General features: G+C 32.3%; 11 protein-coding genes and 1 CRISPR repeat array. Of the genes, 6 read left to right on the top strand and 5 right to left on the bottom strand.

Going from position 1 to position 18464, the window contains the following annotated elements; translation table 11 throughout:
- From E0F91_RS00440 to E0F91_RS00420, 5 genes are all read left to right on the top strand, one after another.
- The gene (locus tag E0F91_RS00440) at positions 1-171 is read left to right on the top strand and encodes a CcoQ/FixQ family Cbb3-type cytochrome c oxidase assembly chaperone (protein ID WP_132064421.1); all 171 of its coding nucleotides are present in this window, start codon (positions 1-3) and stop codon (positions 169-171) included.
- A gap of 27 nt (positions 172-198) precedes the next feature.
- Positions 199-1098 carry a cbb3-type cytochrome c oxidase N-terminal domain-containing protein gene (locus E0F91_RS00435; protein WP_132064420.1) on the top strand — a complete coding sequence of 300 codons (900 nt, stop codon included), beginning with the start codon at positions 199-201 and terminating at the stop codon, positions 1096-1098.
- A 74-nt stretch (positions 1099-1172) separates the two neighbouring features.
- A complete protein-coding gene (gene ccoG, locus E0F91_RS00430) occupies positions 1173-2591 on the top strand; it encodes a cytochrome c oxidase accessory protein CcoG (protein WP_132064419.1) in 1419 nt (472 codons plus the stop codon).
- A 33-nt stretch (positions 2592-2624) separates the two neighbouring features.
- Positions 2625-3077 carry a FixH family protein gene (locus E0F91_RS00425; protein ID WP_132064418.1) on the top strand — a complete coding sequence of 151 codons (453 nt, stop codon included), beginning with the start codon at positions 2625-2627 and terminating at the stop codon, positions 3075-3077.
- Positions 3078-3150: 73 nt separating this feature from the next.
- A complete protein-coding gene (locus E0F91_RS00420) occupies positions 3151-3852 on the top strand; it encodes a sulfite exporter TauE/SafE family protein (RefSeq protein WP_132064417.1) in 702 nt (233 codons plus the stop codon).
- A 68-nt stretch (positions 3853-3920) separates the two neighbouring features.
- On the opposite strand, the gene hemN is transcribed toward E0F91_RS00420, so the two are convergent.
- Together hemN and E0F91_RS00410 are read right to left on the bottom strand one after the other, a co-directional pair.
- Positions 3921-5285: an oxygen-independent coproporphyrinogen III oxidase gene (hemN, locus tag E0F91_RS00415; RefSeq protein ID WP_132064416.1), complete on the bottom strand. Its 1365-nt coding sequence runs from the start codon at positions 5283-5285 to the stop codon at positions 3921-3923.
- Positions 5286-5428: 143 nt separating this feature from the next.
- Positions 5429-7447, bottom strand: a complete 2019-nt coding sequence (locus E0F91_RS00410) for a DUF349 domain-containing protein (RefSeq protein WP_207919019.1) — start codon at positions 7445-7447, stop codon at positions 5429-5431.
- Between the two features lie 446 nt (positions 7448-7893).
- Here E0F91_RS00410 and cas9 point away from each other — a divergent pair, with 446 nt between their 5' ends.
- Positions 7894-12243: a type II CRISPR RNA-guided endonuclease Cas9 gene (gene cas9, locus E0F91_RS00405; protein ID WP_165930068.1), complete on the top strand. Its 4350-nt coding sequence runs from the start codon at positions 7894-7896 to the stop codon at positions 12241-12243.
- Between the two features lie 300 nt (positions 12244-12543).
- Positions 12544-16139: a CRISPR direct-repeat array (repeat unit 36 nt; unit sequence GTTGTGGTTTGATTAAAGATTAGAAAACACGATATT).
- A 153-nt stretch (positions 16140-16292) separates the two neighbouring features.
- On the opposite strand, the gene cas2 is transcribed toward cas9, so the two are convergent.
- The 3 genes from cas2 to E0F91_RS00390 form a co-directional block, all read right to left on the bottom strand.
- Positions 16293-16622, bottom strand: coding sequence for a CRISPR-associated endonuclease Cas2 (gene cas2, locus E0F91_RS00400; RefSeq protein WP_132064414.1), 330 nt, complete (start codon positions 16620-16622; stop codon positions 16293-16295).
- Positions 16598-17512: a type II CRISPR-associated endonuclease Cas1 gene (gene cas1 / locus E0F91_RS00395; protein ID WP_132064413.1), complete on the bottom strand. Its 915-nt coding sequence runs from the start codon at positions 17510-17512 to the stop codon at positions 16598-16600. Before cas1 ends, cas2 begins: the two co-directional genes overlap by 25 nt.
- A 202-nt stretch (positions 17513-17714) precedes the next feature.
- Positions 17715-18464, bottom strand: coding sequence for a shikimate dehydrogenase family protein (locus E0F91_RS00390; protein WP_132064412.1), 750 nt, complete (start codon positions 18462-18464; stop codon positions 17715-17717).

Below are 18464 nucleotides of genomic sequence, written 5' to 3'. Positions count from 1 at the left end.
ATGTTTGAACAAATAAAACACAATATGGAGACAATCGATGGTGTGTCGATATATCCCATCTTATCATTATTAATTTTTTTCCTCTTTTTTGTAGGATTAGGTATTTGGGTTTTCTCCTATAAGAAAGAAACTATTGATGAATTGAGTGAAATTCCATTGAGAGACAATTAAAAAGTATAATTTTTTAAAATTAAGAGAATGAAAAAATTTATTCCAGCATACGTTAGCGTACCCGTTATTTTCTTTGCTGTATTTGGAGCAATCGAATTCTTTATAGATTCAGGAGATCGACCTGCTTTTATAAAATTCCCAATGGTTTCCGTATTCTTATTCGTGTTTCTTTTCCTTGTTATAGCAATAGAAATTACTATGAGAGCAGTAGATAATATCACTTTTCATTTATTGACAGAAGAAGAAAAAATCAAATTAAATGAAACCAATAATTTGAGCTTCAGGGATAAAGAATGGTATAAAAAATTAATGGAAAAATTGACTAAAACAGCTCCATTAGCTGATGAAGGTCAATTATTACTGGACCATGACTACGATGGTATCAAAGAATTAGACAACAATTTGCCACCATGGTGGGTCTATTTATTCTATGCTTCAATTGTTTTTGGTGTTGTTTATATGGTTCGTTTTGAAATATTAGGAGCTGATGATCAGGAAATGGAGCTTAAAAAAGAAATCGCTCAAGCCAAAATTGAAGTTGCAGAGTACATGAAAACTGCCCCAGATATGATGGATGAAAAAACAGTCACTTTGTTGACAGATCCTGCAGATTTAGCAGCTGGGAAAGAAATTTATACTACTAATTGTGCAGCTTGTCACAGGGCAGATGCCGGAGGGCAAATTGGGCCAAACCTAACAGATGATCAATGGATTTTAGGTGGTGGAATAAAAAACATTTTTCATACTCTAGTAAATGGAGGGCGCGATGGGAAAGGGATGATTTCTTGGAAAGGGACTTTAAAACCTAAAGAAATGCAAAAAGTAGCCAGCTATATTCTATCTTTAAAAGGGAGTAATCCACCTGATGCTAAAGCAGCAGAAGGGGAAGTTTGGGTAGATGAAAATGCAACAGTTGCAGTTAAATAAAAATTAGAAACACACGTTTTTGCTTAACTTAAGAATAGTAATAATTATTTGCACTGTGTTTTAAATAAAAAAAAATGTCAAAATTACCAGATGAAGCTTTTAGAGATACTATAGGAACAATCGACGAAGAGGGCAACCGAAAATTCATTTTTCCCAAAAAACCCTCAGGAAAGTTTTACGATTACAGGAAATGGGTTAGCTATGTTTTACTGATTGTACTTGTTGCAAACCCATTTGTGAAAATCAATGGCAACCAGTTCATGATGTTCAATATTTTGGAAAGACGATTTAATATTTTTGGATTTCCTTTTTGGCCGCAGGATTTTTATCTTTTTGTTCTTTTCATGATTGTAGGGGTTGTTTTTGTAATACTATTTACCGTTATTTTTGGACGAATATTTTGTGGATGGATTTGTCCGCAGACCATCTTTCTAGAAATGGTTTTTCGCAGAATAGAATATTGGATAGAAGGAGATCGAGGCGCTCAAATCCGTTTAGAAAAACAGGATTGGAATGCAGAGAAAATAAGAAAGAAAGGGCTAAAGTGGACTTTGTTTTTAATTATTTCTTTTTTTATTGCCAATGTATTCCTGGCTTATCTTATCAGCAGCGACAAGCTATTACTGATGATTGAAGAAGGACCTGCAAATCATATTAGTACCCTAGTTTCCTTGTTGATTTTTACGGGTGTGTTTTACTTTATTTTTGCATGGTTTAGAGAGCAAGTTTGTATTATTGCTTGCCCATACGGCAGACTACAAGGTGTTTTGTTAGACGATAAATCGATCAATGTTGCCTATGATTTTGTTCGAGGTGAAAAAGAAGCCGGAAGAGCTAAATTTAATAAACAAGAAGATAGAGCATCAACTGGAAAAGGAGATTGTATTGATTGTAAACAGTGTGTAAATGTTTGTCCTACGGGTATCGATATTCGAAACGGAACCCAGATGGAATGTGTCAATTGTACTGCTTGTATTGATGAATGCGATACAATTATGGAAAATGTGGGTTTGCCCAAAGGACTGATTCGTTATGCCTCTGAAGAAGAAATTGAGAAAAACGCAAAGTTTAAGTTTACTCCAAGAATGAAAGGCTACTCAGCGGTATTGTTTATTTTAACGGGTATCTTAATTGGACTTTTGTTTTTACGGACTGATGTTGAAGCTACAATATTGAGATTACCAGGGCAGTTATTTCAACACAAAGGGGAGAACATTAGTAATGTCTATACTTTTAAAATTTTAAATAAAACTAACAATGATTTTAATGACATTCATTTTAAATTAGTTGGTATAAAAGGAACTTTAAAAGTAGTTGGAAAACAAGCTTTAAAAGTGCCTAGACAAGGAATGAGCGGAGGAACCTTATTTGTTGAAATCAATCAAAGTGTATTGGACAGTGATAAAACAAAGCTGAAGATTGAAGTTTACAACGGAAAAGAAAAAATCGAAACCAGTACAACTAGCTTTTTAAGTCCGCGAAGTTTTGACTGACATCAAATATATTGAAATTTATAAATAGAAATTATGAAAATTAATTGGGGAACAGCAATTGTCATTGCTTTTGGGTTGTTTATGACCTTCATTTTGTATTTTGTTTTTATGGTACAGTCGGATTCCAAATACGATAATGATTTGGTAGTGGAGGAATATTATAAACATGATGCACGTTTTGGAGAGGAAATGGAGCGGGTTCAAAGTGCAGAGGATTTAAAAGAAAAGCCGGTAATAACGGCAGGAGCATCTGGAATTACAATTGTTTTTCCAACAGTATTTGTTCCAATAAATATTAAAGGAAAAGTGTCCCTTTATAGACCGTCTAACAAAAAATTAGATTTTGAGATTCCAATTTCATTATCTGATGCTACTACTTTGCTCATACCTAAAAAAAGTTTGGCAGGCGGTCGCTGGGACATTAATATGGAATGGCAATATGAAGGAAAGTCTTATTTGTCCAAAGAAACAATATACATCAATTAGTCAAGAAGAATAAAACTTTTAAGTTTACAGTAAACTTTAAGACTTTGGACTTCTGGACATTACCCTACAAAAAATGCTTTACTCTGCCTTTATTTTTGGTTTAATAAGTAGTTTTCATTGCATTGGCATGTGTGGTCCTATTGCTATGATGTTACCTGTAGATCGCACTAATCAGACCAAGAAAGCAATTCAAATCATCACGTATCATTTAGGAAGATTAACGGCTTACGGTACCATTGGATTTGTCTTTGGACTGCTGGGGAAAGGATTTTTATTGGCTGGTTTGCAGCAGAATTTATCTATTTTTATTGGCGTAGCCATGATTTTAATAGTTTTGATTCCAGACAAAATTTTTGCGAAATATAACTTTTCAAAACCAGTTTTCAAATTGATTTCTAAAATTAAAACTGCTTTAGGAAGTCAGTTTAGAAACAAGAGTTTTAAATCCCTCTTTACCATTGGTTTACTCAACGGTTTCTTACCATGCGGAATGGTTTATGTCGCTTTATTTGGAGCTATTGCTATGCAAAGCGAAAGTTTGGGCGTCTTATACATGATTTTATTTGGATTAGGAACTGTTCCCTTGATGAGCAGCGTGGTGTATGTCAACTCCTTTATAACCTTGCCCATTCGCAACAGAATCCAAAAAGCAATTCCTTATGTGGCGGTATGCATTGGTTGTTTATTTATCTTGAGAGGATTGGGATTAGGAATTCCTTATATTTCCCCATCTAACATGAGCTTGTTTATTCAAGCTGATCCAAACTGTCACTAACCTTTTCGCAATTTTTCATATAAAAAGCACGCTGAATGGCGTGCTTTTTATATGAAAAAGGTTAAAAATTATATCGTCATCGAAAATAATTCTGTTTCCGGCGCTTTTCTTTTCAATCGCAAATCAAATGCCATACAGATATTGCGAACATAAGGTTTACCCTTTTCAGTAACCTCCATGAAATTATCTTTAATGAGTAGTAAACCATCATTTTCCATTTCTTTTAACTGATTTACTATTTCGGGGATCTCGTTGAAATAGCCTTCCGTATCATTCCAAGACGTTTTAAATTGGCACATCAGATTCAAAATATGTTTTCTTATGATGAGGTCTTCTGTGGTCAATACGTGTCCTCTAAAAACGGGTAATTTATCCCATTCTAATATTTGATAATAATCTTCTAGATTTTTTACATTTTGAGCAAAACTATACCAACTATCACTAATTGCGGAAACACCTAATCCAAGCATCAACTTCGTTTTAGAGGAACTGTATCCCATAAAATTACGGTGTAGTGTGCCCTTTTGAAATGCTTCATACAAACTGTCTGTTTCTAAGGCAAAATGATCCATTCCAATTTCATGATACCCATTTTCGAAAAGTAATTTTTTGCCAGTTTCATATAACCTTCTTTTTTTGTCGTCTTGTGGAATGTCCTCGTCTTTAAATCCGCGTTGTCCATTTCCTTTTATCCAAGGAACATGAGCGTAACTATAAAATGCCAATCGATTTGGCTGTAATGATTTAGTTTTCTCAATGGTATCAACAATATCTTCGACCTCCTGAAATGGCAAACCAAAAATAATATCGTGACCAATAGAAGTATACCCAATTTCTCTAGCCCAAAACGTCACTTTTGCCACATTATGAAAGGGCTGTTCTCTATGAATTGCTTTTTGAACTTTTACGGAGTAATCCTGTACGCCAAAACTGACTCTTCTAAAACCTAAATCATACAGCTTTTGCAAATGTTCATGAGAGGTATTGTTAGGATGTCCTTCAAAACTAAATTCATGATTTGGCGCTTTCGTGGCATGAGAGAAAATACCGTTTATTAAGTCCTCTAAGTTTTTAGTGGAGAAAAAAGTAGGAGTGCCACCGCCTAAATGAATTTCTTTTATACTTGGTTTTTCTCCAAGGATTTTACAATAAATTGTCCATTCTTTCAATACTGCTTCGATGTAAGGGTGTTCTACGCTATGATTTTTTGTGATGCGCTTGTTGCAGCCACAAAATGTGCATAAACTTTCGCAAAAAGGCAAATGAATATAAAGACTGATGCCTTCTGGTCCATTACTTTCTATGAATGATTTTTTTAGAGTTGCTGTCCAAAGTTCGTATGAGAAATCAACTTCATCCCAATACGGGACCGTTGGATAACTGGTGTATCTGGGTCCTGGAACATTGTATTTTTGAATTAAAGAATTTTTCATAGCAGCGTCATTTAATATTTATCAAAAGTAAAACGACTGCGCAACTATTAAAATGATAATTATCATAAAGCGATAAGCTAGAACAAAAAAAAGAGGCTGTCTATAATGGACAGCCTCAAGTTTTTATACGTGAAAAAATATAATTATTCGATTTTCAAGTTTCGCAATTGTTTTAGTTTTTCTTTCCACACATCAAGACTTTCTTTATGAATAGCAATATTTTTACGAACTTCTAATACGATAGAATTTTCTTTTTTAGCATTACGAGTATTGGTAAAAAACTGAATATTGTTTTCCAATTGTAAAATTTCATTCTGTACTTCATCAATTTTTCGCATCAAGAAAATCTTTTCATTTTCCAGTTTGCGTGTGTCATGACTTTCAGATAAATGATCCATTCTATTGGCAAAACGCATCATATCTGTGTCTTTTTTACTCAAACTCAATTTTTCAAACAGAGCATCCAGAATTTTATTGAATTTTCCCTCAATGTGTCTTCTTGGGAAAGGCACTTTTCCAAAGTTTTTCCAAGTTTCGATATGCAATTTAATAGCGTCTAAATCAGTTTTATGATCTCCACTCAATTGGAATTCTCTCAACGTTTCCAAGTATGCTTTTTTGTTGTCAAAAGCTTCTACCTCTTCGCTATTTTCTTCGTTTTTTTGTTCTTTTAACTTTTCAAAATAATGATTACAAGCGTCTTTGAATTCCTTCCAGATTTTGTCTGAATATTTTCTTGGCACATGTCCAATCTGTTTCCACTCCTCTTGAATTTGCTTCATGATAGGTGTTGTAGCAGCAAAATCTTGGCTTTCTTGCAATTCTTTAGCCTTGAGGACCAAAGCAGTTTTTAGACTTAAATTATCATTTTGATCTTTTTTAATGTCTTTGTAAAACGAATTTTTAAACGAATTGAAATTTCTAACAGCAGTTTTAAAACTAGCCCAAGTCTCTTCGTTTACATCCGAAGGAACTTTTCCAGCTGAGAAGAAAGCGGTGCGCAAAGCCTCTACTTTTTCGATCTGTGCCAACCATTGAGCGTGTGCATTGACTTTTTCAGTCGCCAAAACTTCAATTTTAGCAATAATCTCCTTTTTCTTTTCTAGATTTTCAAGTTCTGTACCTCTTTGATTTTCAAATAACACTTCGCGTTTGTCATGCATTTGTTTTGTTAAATCACTGAACTTGTTCCATATTTCATCACGGTGTTCTCTCGAAACCGGTCCAATGTCTTCTTTCCAAATTCGGTGTAAGTCTTGTAATTCTCTAAAAGCCTTGTTAATATCAGCTTCATTTACCAATTCTTCTACTCGGGCTACAATTTTTTGCTTTTGCTCTAAATTGTGCTTGAAATCTAAGTCTCGAGCCTCTCGATCCAGGTGTAAATAATCGTAGAAATTTTCCACATGAAAATGGAAGTTGTTCCAAACGTGGTTGTATTTGTCTTTAGGAATTGGACCAGCATTTTTCCATCTTTCTCTTAAATCATTAAAATGTTTCAAGGTATCTTTGATGTTCTCTTGTGGATTAATTAGCTCTTTTAGTTCTTCAACAATAGCCAATCGATTCTCTAAATTTGTTTTTAGGTTGGTTTGTAAACTCTTGAAATGAGTGTTTTTAGTATCTCTAAATTGAGAGTAGAACTTATCAAATTGAGTTTTTAAAGGCGAGTGATATTGAAAATCCTCAGTAGGATCTTGGTTTTCAGCAAGAAATTCCTCTTTCTTCTCTTCTATAAGGTGGTTGTATTTAGCTAAGAATGCTTTTTTTACTTCTTCTATGTGATCCTTAAAAGACATCACTTTTTCATTGGAAACTAAATTTTTCAATTCCTCAACAAGTTGTTCTAATGATAAGGTATCATAATCTTGCATAGAAATTTCATGACGATCTTTAAGTGTGTCGTCTTCACTTTCCTCTGCGTTTGTGTCAGCAATGGCGTCTAGAGCCATCTGGTTGTTAGTGTCCATAGCAGTATCAGTGGGGGATACTTCAGCAGGAACAACTACGTTATCTTCGGCTGGCATATCACTTGGTTCTGTTTCAGGTGTTGCTTCAAGGTGTTCCTTTTGGAATTGATCGGATGCCGTAGCATTGTTTTCTAAGTTTCCATCTGCTTCGTTTTCCTGACGAGACAGGTTATCATTCTTTTCTTCTAACATTTTTTCAATGTGTAAGGTTTGTATTTATATCTATTGCGAAAGATACTAAAGCAGTATGAAAGTACAAAATAAAACCATTATTAATAGTCGTTTTATGTTGAAAAATGTTTTCATTTGAAGCCATTTCCTGCTGTTCGCTGTATTCCCGATTAATAAAAAACTAAGGCTGAAAAAGCCTTGTTTTTCTATATCGGGAGATGCCGCTGCCATCAGGGCTAGGGTTTTGGTGTGAAATTATGAGTTGTTTTCAAAAAAAAAGTCCCACCGAAGCAGGACTAAAGATTTTCATCTACGGCATATAGCCTTATTGTGATAAGATTAAAGATTAGAAATTTTAATCAGTTACAAACCTAAACAAAAAATAGTTATGTTGCAATGAGGAAAACCGTAAAATGGCTAATTATTTTATACGTATTTTTCAAAACTCTTACAAAACACAGATTGAAATGGCAAAAATATTAGGATTAGATTTAGGAACAAACTCGATTGGATGGGCGATTGTGGATAAAGATGGAAATGATTTTTCTCTAGTAGATAAAGGTGTTAGGATATTTTCAGAAGGAGTAAGCATCGAAGCAAAGACAAATAGTGAAAGTTCTAAGGCAGCCAAGCGTACTGAATTTAGAAGTGCTAGAAAATTAAAATACAGACGAAAAATCAGAAAAATTGAATTACTCAAAGTTCTTTCTGATAATGACTTATGCCCAAAATTATCAAATGATGAATTAGCAGATTGGAGATATAAGAAAATTTATCCTCAAAATGATGAATTCAGATTCTGGTTAAGTACAGACAATCAAGACGATGAAGAGAATAGAAAACTTCAAAATAAAAACCCATATAAATTCAGATTTAGGGCAGCAAAAGAGGAACTTGATTTTAGTAAAAAAGAAGATAGATATATTTTAGGAAGAGCTTTTTATCATATCGCCCAGAGACGAGGTTTTTTGAGTAATAGATTGGATAATTCTGATAATTCTATTATCGAAGAAAAGAATTCTGAAATAACAAGTATAATTAATGATGCAAATTCAATTCTTGAGTTTTCAGAATCTTTCTCAGAATTTTTATCAAGTTTTGACAAAGATGAAGTAGGTAATAAACCTTTATTTACTCTATCAAGAGCTTTTAATGCAATTATAAAGGAAAATTCAAATTCCATTTATGCAGGTGTAAAAGAAAAATTTCATGAACGACTAAATAAAAAAGAATTTCTAGGACTAGTTAAACGTGCAATTAGTGATTTAACAGAAAAAATATTGGAAGAAAAATGTTCCACTTTAGGAGAATATTTCTATCTATTATATCATAATGGTGAAAAAATACGTGGCGAGTATACACATAGAATTGACCATTATTTAACTGAATTTAAATTTGTCTGCAACAGACAAAATATTCCGAATCATATAAAAGATGCGATTGAAAAGGCAATTTTTTTTCAAAGACCTTTAAAATCTCAAAAAGGTTTGGTTGCCAAATGTCCGCTTGAAAATAGAAAAGCATGTGTGCCAATTTCTCATCCCGATTTTGAAGAATTCAGAATGTTAAGTTATTTGAATAATGTGAAAATTAAATTGCCAACAGATGAAAAATTAAGATTATTAACTGAAGATGAAAGAGAACAAATTCAATCTTTATTTTTCAGAAAATCTAGAGCCAATTTTGATTTCTCGGATATTGCAAAAAAGTTAACTCCAAAAGGATTAGTTCCTAAATATTATAAGGACAAACAAATTTCAAATGAAAACGTTTTGTTTAATTATACTTTAGGAAGTAATGTTGCAGGATGTCCGACGATTGCAAATTTAGTTGATGTTTTCGGTGCAGATTGGAAAGAGAGTTTACTTTTAAATTTTGTGAAAAATACAAAAACACAAGGTGATTTGAAAATCCAAAAATCAATTGAAGATATCATTGATGATGTGTGGCACGTTTTATTCCGATATGATAATGAAGCATTGCTAAAACAATTTGCAATTGAAAATTTGAATTGCGATGAAAAAACAGCACCAAAGTTTTCTAAAATAAAACTGAAACAAGATTATGGGTCATTGAGTTTGAAAGCAATTCGAAATATTCTACCGTATTTAAGACAAAATCTTATTTATTCTCATGCTGTTTTCTTGGCAAATATGAAAAATATTTTGCCGATGGAAATCTGGAATAATGAAGAAAACAGAAATGTAATAAATAATGAGATTACTTCAATTATAAAAAAGTATAAGTTATATAGCAATGATATTGATATTGTTAACGGATTAATCAAGAATGTAAAAAAAGAAAATGGAACTTGGAGTTCAACAAATAAGTTCGTTGCAGAAGTTTACCGAAACGGATTAGAAAAACAAGTAAAAGACTTTTTTGGAACAAAAAAATGGAACGAAATGCCAGAAATCTTACAAATTAAGATTTTATCTGAATGTTTTGAATTGTTTTCTAATCAAATGAAGCTCAATTCAGGCAGAGGAGAATTTGCCAAAAAACAGACGATAGATGAAATTTTAAAAACTTTTTTAAGTGATAATTTTAATGTTACCGAAGAAAGTTTGAAAAAATTATACCATCCATCAGCGATTGAGGTTTATAAAAAAGCAAATAGAAGTAATGTTGACGGTAAGAAGTATTTAGAAAGTCCGTTAATTTCTTCCATTAAAAATCCAATGGCAATGCGATCTTTGCATCAATTAAAAAAAGTTGTCAATCAATTAATGAAAGACGACATGATTGATGAAGAAACTTTGATTCATATCGAAATGCCCAGAGAATTAAATTCATCTAATGAAAGAGTTGCTATAAGACAACGGAATGAAATTTTAAAAGACAGAAGAAGTAAATATAGCGAAGAAATAAAATCAATTTTTAGAGGCGATCTTGAAGTTGAAGGTTGTAAGGATGCAAATTCAAATGATAGCAATTACGAACCTACTGATACTGATATTGTAAAATATCAGCTTTGGATAGAGCAAAACAAAGTTTGTCTTTATACGGGAAAAACGATTTGTTTATCGGATTTTATAGGCAAAAATCCTAAGTTTGATATTGAACATACTATTCCACGAAGTAGAAGTTTGGATAACTCACAAATGAACAAAACTTTGTGTAGTGCTGTGTATAATCGTCAAACCAAAAAAGATAAAATTCCATTTGAATGTCCTAATCATGAAGATATCTTACCGAGAATAAAACATTGGTATGCTAAATATAAAGGAATAGAACAACAAATCAAAGATTTATCTAAAAAAGTAAAGGCAGCATCAACCAAAGATAAGCGAGATAAGTATATTATTGAACGAACCAAATTACGATTTGAATATTCTTATTATTTCAAGAAATACAAATCATTTATTATGGAAGAAGTTCCAGAAGGATTTAAAAACAGTCAATCGGTTGATATTGGCATTATTAGTAAATACGGTAATTTATTTCTAAAAACGGTTTTCAATAAAGTCTATCCAATCAAAGGAAAAACCACAGCAAATTTGCGTCAGATGTGGGGTTTAAATGAAAAATCAAGAGATAATCATGCACATCACGCTAAAGATGCAGTTGTTGTTGCTTGTTGTTCTAGAGATATTAATGATGCTCTTGCCAATTATTATCACGATTTAGAACAATTTGAATTTTTTGGCAAACCCAAACCATCATTCTCACACAGAATTCCTTGGGAAGATTTTCATAAAGATGTCGATGATTTCGATAATAACACATTGATTAGTCATCACACACCAGATAATTTGCCTGTTCAAAGTAAAAAAGCCATTCGAAAAAGAGGGATTATTCAGAGAAATGAAAAGGGTGAGATAAAATACAAACAGGGAGATACCGTGCGCGGCGCATTGCATAAAGAAAGTTTTTATGGAGCTATTTTAAGAGAAGAAATAAATAAGAAAACAGGAGAAAACCAAGAAATTATCAAATACGTAAAACGTCAAGGAATCGAAATGTTTAAAGATGCAGATTTGAAAAACATTGTTGATGATAAAATAAAAGAAATTGTTAGTAGTGGACGAGAACATGAAAGATTAATCAAAAAAGAAATTGAAGAATTAAGAAAGCAATTAAAAAACGTTAAAGAAGAAGAGGAGCAACCAATAAAAGATGCAATTCAAGTTTTTGAAAATAAAATCAAAAATGATATATATGTTTTACCAAACAAAAGCGGAAAACCAGTTCCAATAAAGAAAATTCGTTATTATACAAGTGATGTAACCAATCCGCTATTCATAAAAAAGCATCGCGATGTTTCAAGACACGGACATAAACAATTTTATCACGCTAAGAATGATGGGAATTATTGTATAGCAATTTATGAAGGATTGGATAAAAAAGGTAAAATATCAAGAAGTAATCAACTTATTAATATTATTGATGCAGGAAAGTATTTTAAATTAAGCAATGAAGATAAAAAGCTATATCCAATTGCTCCAGAAAAAGATGAAAATCTAAATCCGTTAAAATACATCCTAACGAAAGGGAAAATGGTTTTAATCTATGATAAATCTCCAAAAGAATTATTTGAAATGTCAGCAGATAAATTATTAGAACGATTATTTGAAATTACTCAAATGGATGTTGAAAAATATGCTGAAATTAAACTGTTACATCATTCAGAAGCAAGAGATAAGAAACGAATAACCGAATTTATGGGCTTAAAGACAGGTATGAAAGGTGGAAAAAATGTTGGAGAACATAAAAAATATCCATGGATTAAAATTGGTGCAAATTCATTTGATTGTTTAGTGGAAGACTATGAATTCAAATTAACTCCTACTGGAAAAATAAAATTTTTAAAATAATTTAGTGGTTTGTCATTCCGCCGAGGGAGGAATCAAATAACGATAGGAATTTGGTTCTTTTTCAAGAAACCAAAATAAAACAATATGTTGAATTTACTGGTAAAATGGAAAATTATGTAGTGGTTTGTCATTCCGACGAATAAGGAATCACATAACGAGAGCAACTGATGTGATCCCTCCTCTGGTCGGAATGAAAAAAAAAATAAAAGTTCTTTGACATACAGTTTTTCAACGTCTTAAGCATCTCAAACCACAACTGAAAGTTATGGCGTCCGCCCAGCAGGGACGCGAGAACTTTCAGTTGTGGTTTGATTAAAGATTAGAAAACACGATATTCTGTTTGTGTTTTCTTTACAAGTATTCTCAGTTGTGGTTTGATTAAAGATTAGAAAACACGATATTTTTTCGGTAGTACTCACACTTTGATCTACTGTTGTGGTTTGATTAAAGATTAGAAAACACGATATTAGTAGCGCCTGCTTTTAGATCAGGAAACAAGTTGTGGTTTGATTAAAGATTAGAAAACACGATATTTTCCTAAAGGTTCTACAATTAGCGTTACCTGTTGTGGTTTGATTAAAGATTAGAAAACACGATATTGGTGCTATTGTCTATGTAAAAAGGACCAAGGTTGTGGTTTGATTAAAGATTAGAAAACACGATATTATAGAAAATACGATAGATCAACTATTTATGGTTGTGGTTTGATTAAAGATTAGAAAACACGATATTTCATGCAATATCATAATATACTGCATGATGGTTGTGGTTTGATTAAAGATTAGAAAACACGATATTTGGAACATCAAAAATTAACCAAAGACATTGGTTGTGGTTTGATTAAAGATTAGAAAACACGATATTAAAAAACTCGATGTGCAAAAGAAAGGGATTGTTGTGGTTTGATTAAAGATTAGAAAACACGATATTGCAATGATGTAAATAATGGATTTAACATGTGTTGTGGTTTGATTAAAGATTAGAAAACACGATATTACTTGCTAAATTCGCCTTTAAATCTAGTTGGTTGTGGTTTGATTAAAGATTAGAAAACACGATATTAATTTCACTTTTTCGCATTGCAATTAATATGTTGTGGTTTGATTAAAGATTAGAAAACACGATATTCTTTGGTTTACCCACATTTATCCCCTTAAGTTGTGGTTTGATTAAAGATTAGAAAACACGATATTTGGCTTTGGCTTTTTGTGTTTTTATTTTAGGTTGTGGTTTGATTAAAGATTAGAAAACACGATATTGGTATAAACTACGGTAATAGAATAAATAAGTTGTGGTTTGATTAAAGATTAGAAAACACGATATTTTTTCGGTAGTACTTACACTTTGATCTACAGTTGTGGTTTGATTAAAGATTAGAAAACACGATATTATTACTGGTTTGAATACTTGCATCTCAGCAGTTGTGGTTTGATTAAAGATTAGAAAACACGATATTTGATTGTTCTACAGAATATAATTCAGATGGTTGTGGTTTGATTAAAGATTAGAAAACACGATATTCTCAAGGATTAACATATAAAGTTGGCTGTAGTTGTGGTTTGATTAAAGATTAGAAAACACGATATTATTGATACTCTAATGCCCTTGGCGTAGAATGTTGTGGTTTGATTAAAGATTAGAAAACACGATATTTTTTCGGTAGTACTCACACTTTGATCTACTGTTGTGGTTTGATTAAAGATTAGAAAACACGATATTAGTGGCCGTATCAATATAGATCGTGTTCCAGTTGTGGTTTGATTAAAGATTAGAAAACACGATATTACGGTCATCCAAGAAGTGCGCAAAGGTGCTGTTGTGGTTTGATTAAAGATTAGAAAACACGATATTGGTCTGCTGCTATTCAAAATGTAATAGCAGGTTGTGGTTTGATTAAAGATTAGAAAACACGATATTATTTGGATAGTTGGTGACGGTTACGGAGGTGTTGTGGTTTGATTAAAGATTAGAAAACACGATATTGCAAGCCAAATCTAATTTTAATTGGTCAAGGTTGTGGTTTGATTAAAGATTAGAAAACACGATATTTCAATTACAATTCCAGTTGAGTTATTAACTGTTGTGGTTTGATTAAAGATTAGAAAACACGATATTAATTGAGAATTTAACTAAGGACGCTTTAAAGTTGTGGTTTGATTAAAGATTAGAAAACACGATATTCGTAGCATTAGACAACACGGCAATAGTCACGTTGTGGTTTGATTAAAGATTAGAAAACACGATATTTTAAATTGCTCTAACCATTCAATAAGCATAGTTGTGGTTTGATTAAAGATTAGAAAACACGATATTCTTTAGATACAATTGAACCATTATAAAATAGTTGTGGTTTGATTAAAGATTAGAAAACACGATATTAATGGAGTGTTAACGCCCGTTCCAAATAATGTTGTGGTTTGATTAAAGATTAGAAAACACGATATTGTTCATTATTGTAGCAGTTAAGGAAAAGTAGTTGTGGTTTGATTAAAGATTAGAAAACACGATATTATAAATAAATAATTTGTATATCAAATTTAAGTTGTGGTTTGATTAAAGATTAGAAAACACGATATTACGTTACCTTATAATAATAAACAAATATAGGTTGTGGTTTGATTAAAGATTAGAAAACACGATATTAAAACTTTCAAATAAACGAAGGTGCATTAAGTTGTGGTTTGATTAAAGATTAGAAAACACGATATTCTTTTTAAAGAACTTTACCTCAAAGAAACCGTTGTGGTTTGATTAAAGATTAGAAAACACGATATTGTTGTATGCATTATTGGACCACTTTCGCTGGTTGTGGTTTGATTAAAGATTAGAAAACACGATATTGGGCAAGGTGGTGTTTATTGCCCTACAACTGTTGTGGTTTGATTAAAGATTAGAAAACACGATATTAATCCCATTCACGAGCGAAGCGTCTCCGTAGTTGTGGTTTGATTAAAGATTAGAAAACACGATATTCACGTTTGTTTTTTAAATTAGCACGTTGTGGTTGTGGTTTGATTAAAGATTAGAAAACACGATATTAAACGATACTAAATTGAAGTGTAAAAGATAGTTGTGGTTTGATTAAAGATTAGAAAACACGATATTCTGTTACAGGTACAGGTACTGTTAATAGAAGTTGTGGTTTGATTAAAGATTAGAAAACACGATATTGTAGTAAGTTCACGTTTGGTAGTTCGCAAGGTTGTGGTTTGATTAAAGATTAGAAAACACGATATTCCCCAAATTTGTTAACCATGTTTACAAATGGTTGTGGTTTGATTAAAGATTAGAAAACACGATATTACGTTTTTCAAAGCATTTTGAGCGATTGCTGTTGTGGTTTGATTAAAGATTAGAAAACACGATATTTATGCTTTGGAGTTATAATGTTTCTAAAATGTTGTGGTTTGATTAAAGATTAGAAAACACGATATTTTAATACCGCATTTAGTGATGTCAAAAATGTTGTGGTTTGATTAAAGATTAGAAAACACGATATTTATCCAGTTCCCTTTGATCGTCCTCACTTGGTTGTGGTTTGATTAAAGATTAGAAAACACGATATTAAGATCACGTTCGCACAGATGGAACTTGTGGTTGTGGTTTGATTAAAGATTAGAAAACACGATATTACAGAACCACGGTAGATAAGATCAACTCAGGTTGTGGTTTGATTAAAGATTAGAAAACACGATATTCCAACTAAATTATTAACCAATTCGTTAATAGTTGTGGTTTGATTAAAGATTAGAAAACACGATATTGAATATGTATTTAATGACGATGCTCCGGCAGTTGTGGTTTGATTAAAGATTAGAAAACACGATATTTTTTATTCCCGACATCCTTCGTCTTGAATAGTTGTGGTTTGATTAAAGATTAGAAAACACGATATTAGTTGGCTTGTTATCTTCTGATTTTCATAGTATTAAAAGTAAATATCGTATAAAAAAATGCCTCTTTATTGGTTTGATAACCCAATATTGAGGCATTTTTTTGTTTGTAGCGACCGCCCCACCCTTTATGCATTCCTCCAGAGGAGGGGAAATTTAGAACAGTTCGAGTTGTGTGGGTTGCGGTGCTTTTGGGACTTCAGCTTTGCCCCAAAAGTTTAAAATATTTCCAAATTGCTTATCCGTAATTCGTAAAACACTCACTTTTCCTAAAGGTGGTAAGAGTCGGTGTATGCGTTTTTCATGTACATCAGCACTTTCACTGCTCGCACAATGGCGCACATAAACAGAATATTGCATCATGCTAAAACCATCTTTCAAGAGATTACCTCGAAATTGTGAGGCATTTCTTTTATCTTTTTTGGTTTCTGTCGGTAGATCAAAAAATACGAACAACCACATTATTCGATATCCGTTAAGTTCCATAATTTAGGATATTTTATTTTTTTACGGTCACCGGTATAACACTGTTGGAGTGAACTAGCTGTTTTTTGTAATCCTACCATCAACGGACTTTTCTCCTCTTTGAAATAAACAGTTTGTGTAAGTAATTGCAATAGTTCTGCTTTGATTGCCGTATTAAGTTCTTGTTCTTGATAACGTTTCATAATATCAAAAACTTTTTCATCAACAATAGGTCTAAACGGTTCCATAATATCATCTGCAAGAGCAAAAGCATTATACTTACTTTTGTGATGAATCCCCAAAGTATTTAATAATCCGCTTCCAGAAAGTGCTCGTGCGGTAGCAGCTCTCAAGATAGCATAACCATAATTTAAAAAATTATTTGGATAATCGCCATATCGCTCTCTTTTTATACCATCTTTTTCATGATTGGGTAGCGGGAAATGTTTCCAATACTGTTGTGCCGCAACGCCTTCCATATTTGATGTGTCTCCGCTCAGAACCTTACTGGCTAGAAATTCAAAAGTGTTTTTGCTAGCCGTTATTTTGGCTAATAATTCTCCTTGATTTTTAATTTTTTCAACAATAGTTTGCTGCCATAATTGTTTTTTAAGTGGAATGGAAGCTTCAATCTGATTTTTGAATATTTCTTGCTGGATGTGGTGGCTGTTGAGGTTGAGAAGCATTCCATTGGGAAGATGGTTGCTACCGCAAATAATAATAGCGGTATTATGTTCAACAACAAGATTCATGGCAGGAATACTCAAGTAGATTTCAGCATGATCAAGTACTAGAAAGCCAATATCTTCTATTGGAATAGCACTTTCTCTTATTTCTGATTTGATTACTAATTGTTGATTTTTTGTAGTGATTGAGGATTTGTTTTCGATGAGAATTGTTCTTTTGATCATAATTTAAGTGGTTAAATTAATTGCAAATAATTGATTTTCAATCAAATTAAAGCATTAAGTATTTAACTGCTTTACGGTATTCCTCAATTTGTATTTTATTTAGTCACAAAAAAAATCGTCTTGTTTTGAAACTGTTGAACTGTTAAGAAGTAATTCAGTTTTAAAACAAGACGATTTATATGTTTACAGTAAAACTTTTTTATTACTTATTCCAAATTTTCCATGCTTTTTCGGCTTGAAAAATCAGCATGTCCAAACCGTTTTTAATTTTGGCTCCTTGTTGTTTTGCTTTTTTTAGGAATTGCGTTTCGGCAGGATTATAAATCAAATCATAAGCAATATGCTTGTCTGTGAAATATTCATACGGGATTAATGGAAAAGCTTCTACATTAGGACTTGTTCCTACTGGCGTAGCGTTTATGATGATTTGGTAATTATCAAATGTGGTCGCATTGATTCGGTCATAATCAATCCCATTTTCTTTCGCCTCTCTAGAAACAAAGGTGTAGGGAATGTTTAGTTCATCCAGAGCAAAAGCTACTCCTTTAGATGCGCCTCCAGTACCCAAAATCAGGGCTTTTTTATGGTGCGGTTCCAATAACGGTTGTAATGATTTTTTAAAACCATAATAATCCGTATTGTATCCTTTTAGCTTTCCTTTTTTGGTAATTTTAATTGTATTGACAGCGCCAATTAGCAGTGCTTTTTTCGAAAGTTTATGCAAAAATGGAAGTACTGCTTCTTTATAGGGAATAGTGACACTCATTCCTTTGAGATCAGGCGTGTTTTTAACAACTTCGGGAAAGGCATTTATTTCTGGAATATCAAAATTCTCATACGTGCAGCCTTCAAAATTTTCACTATCAAATTTTTCTGTAAAATACCCTTTCGAAAAAGAATAACTTATATTACGACCCAGTAATCCAAAGCGCTTTCTAACGATATCAATCAT

It is taken from the genome of Flavobacterium sandaracinum (assembly GCF_004349135.1).
GTDB lineage: Bacteria > Bacteroidota > Bacteroidia > Flavobacteriales > Flavobacteriaceae > Flavobacterium > Flavobacterium sandaracinum.
The sequence above is the reverse complement of the archived record's forward strand: the minus strand, read 5'-3'. Positions and strand labels throughout refer to the sequence as shown.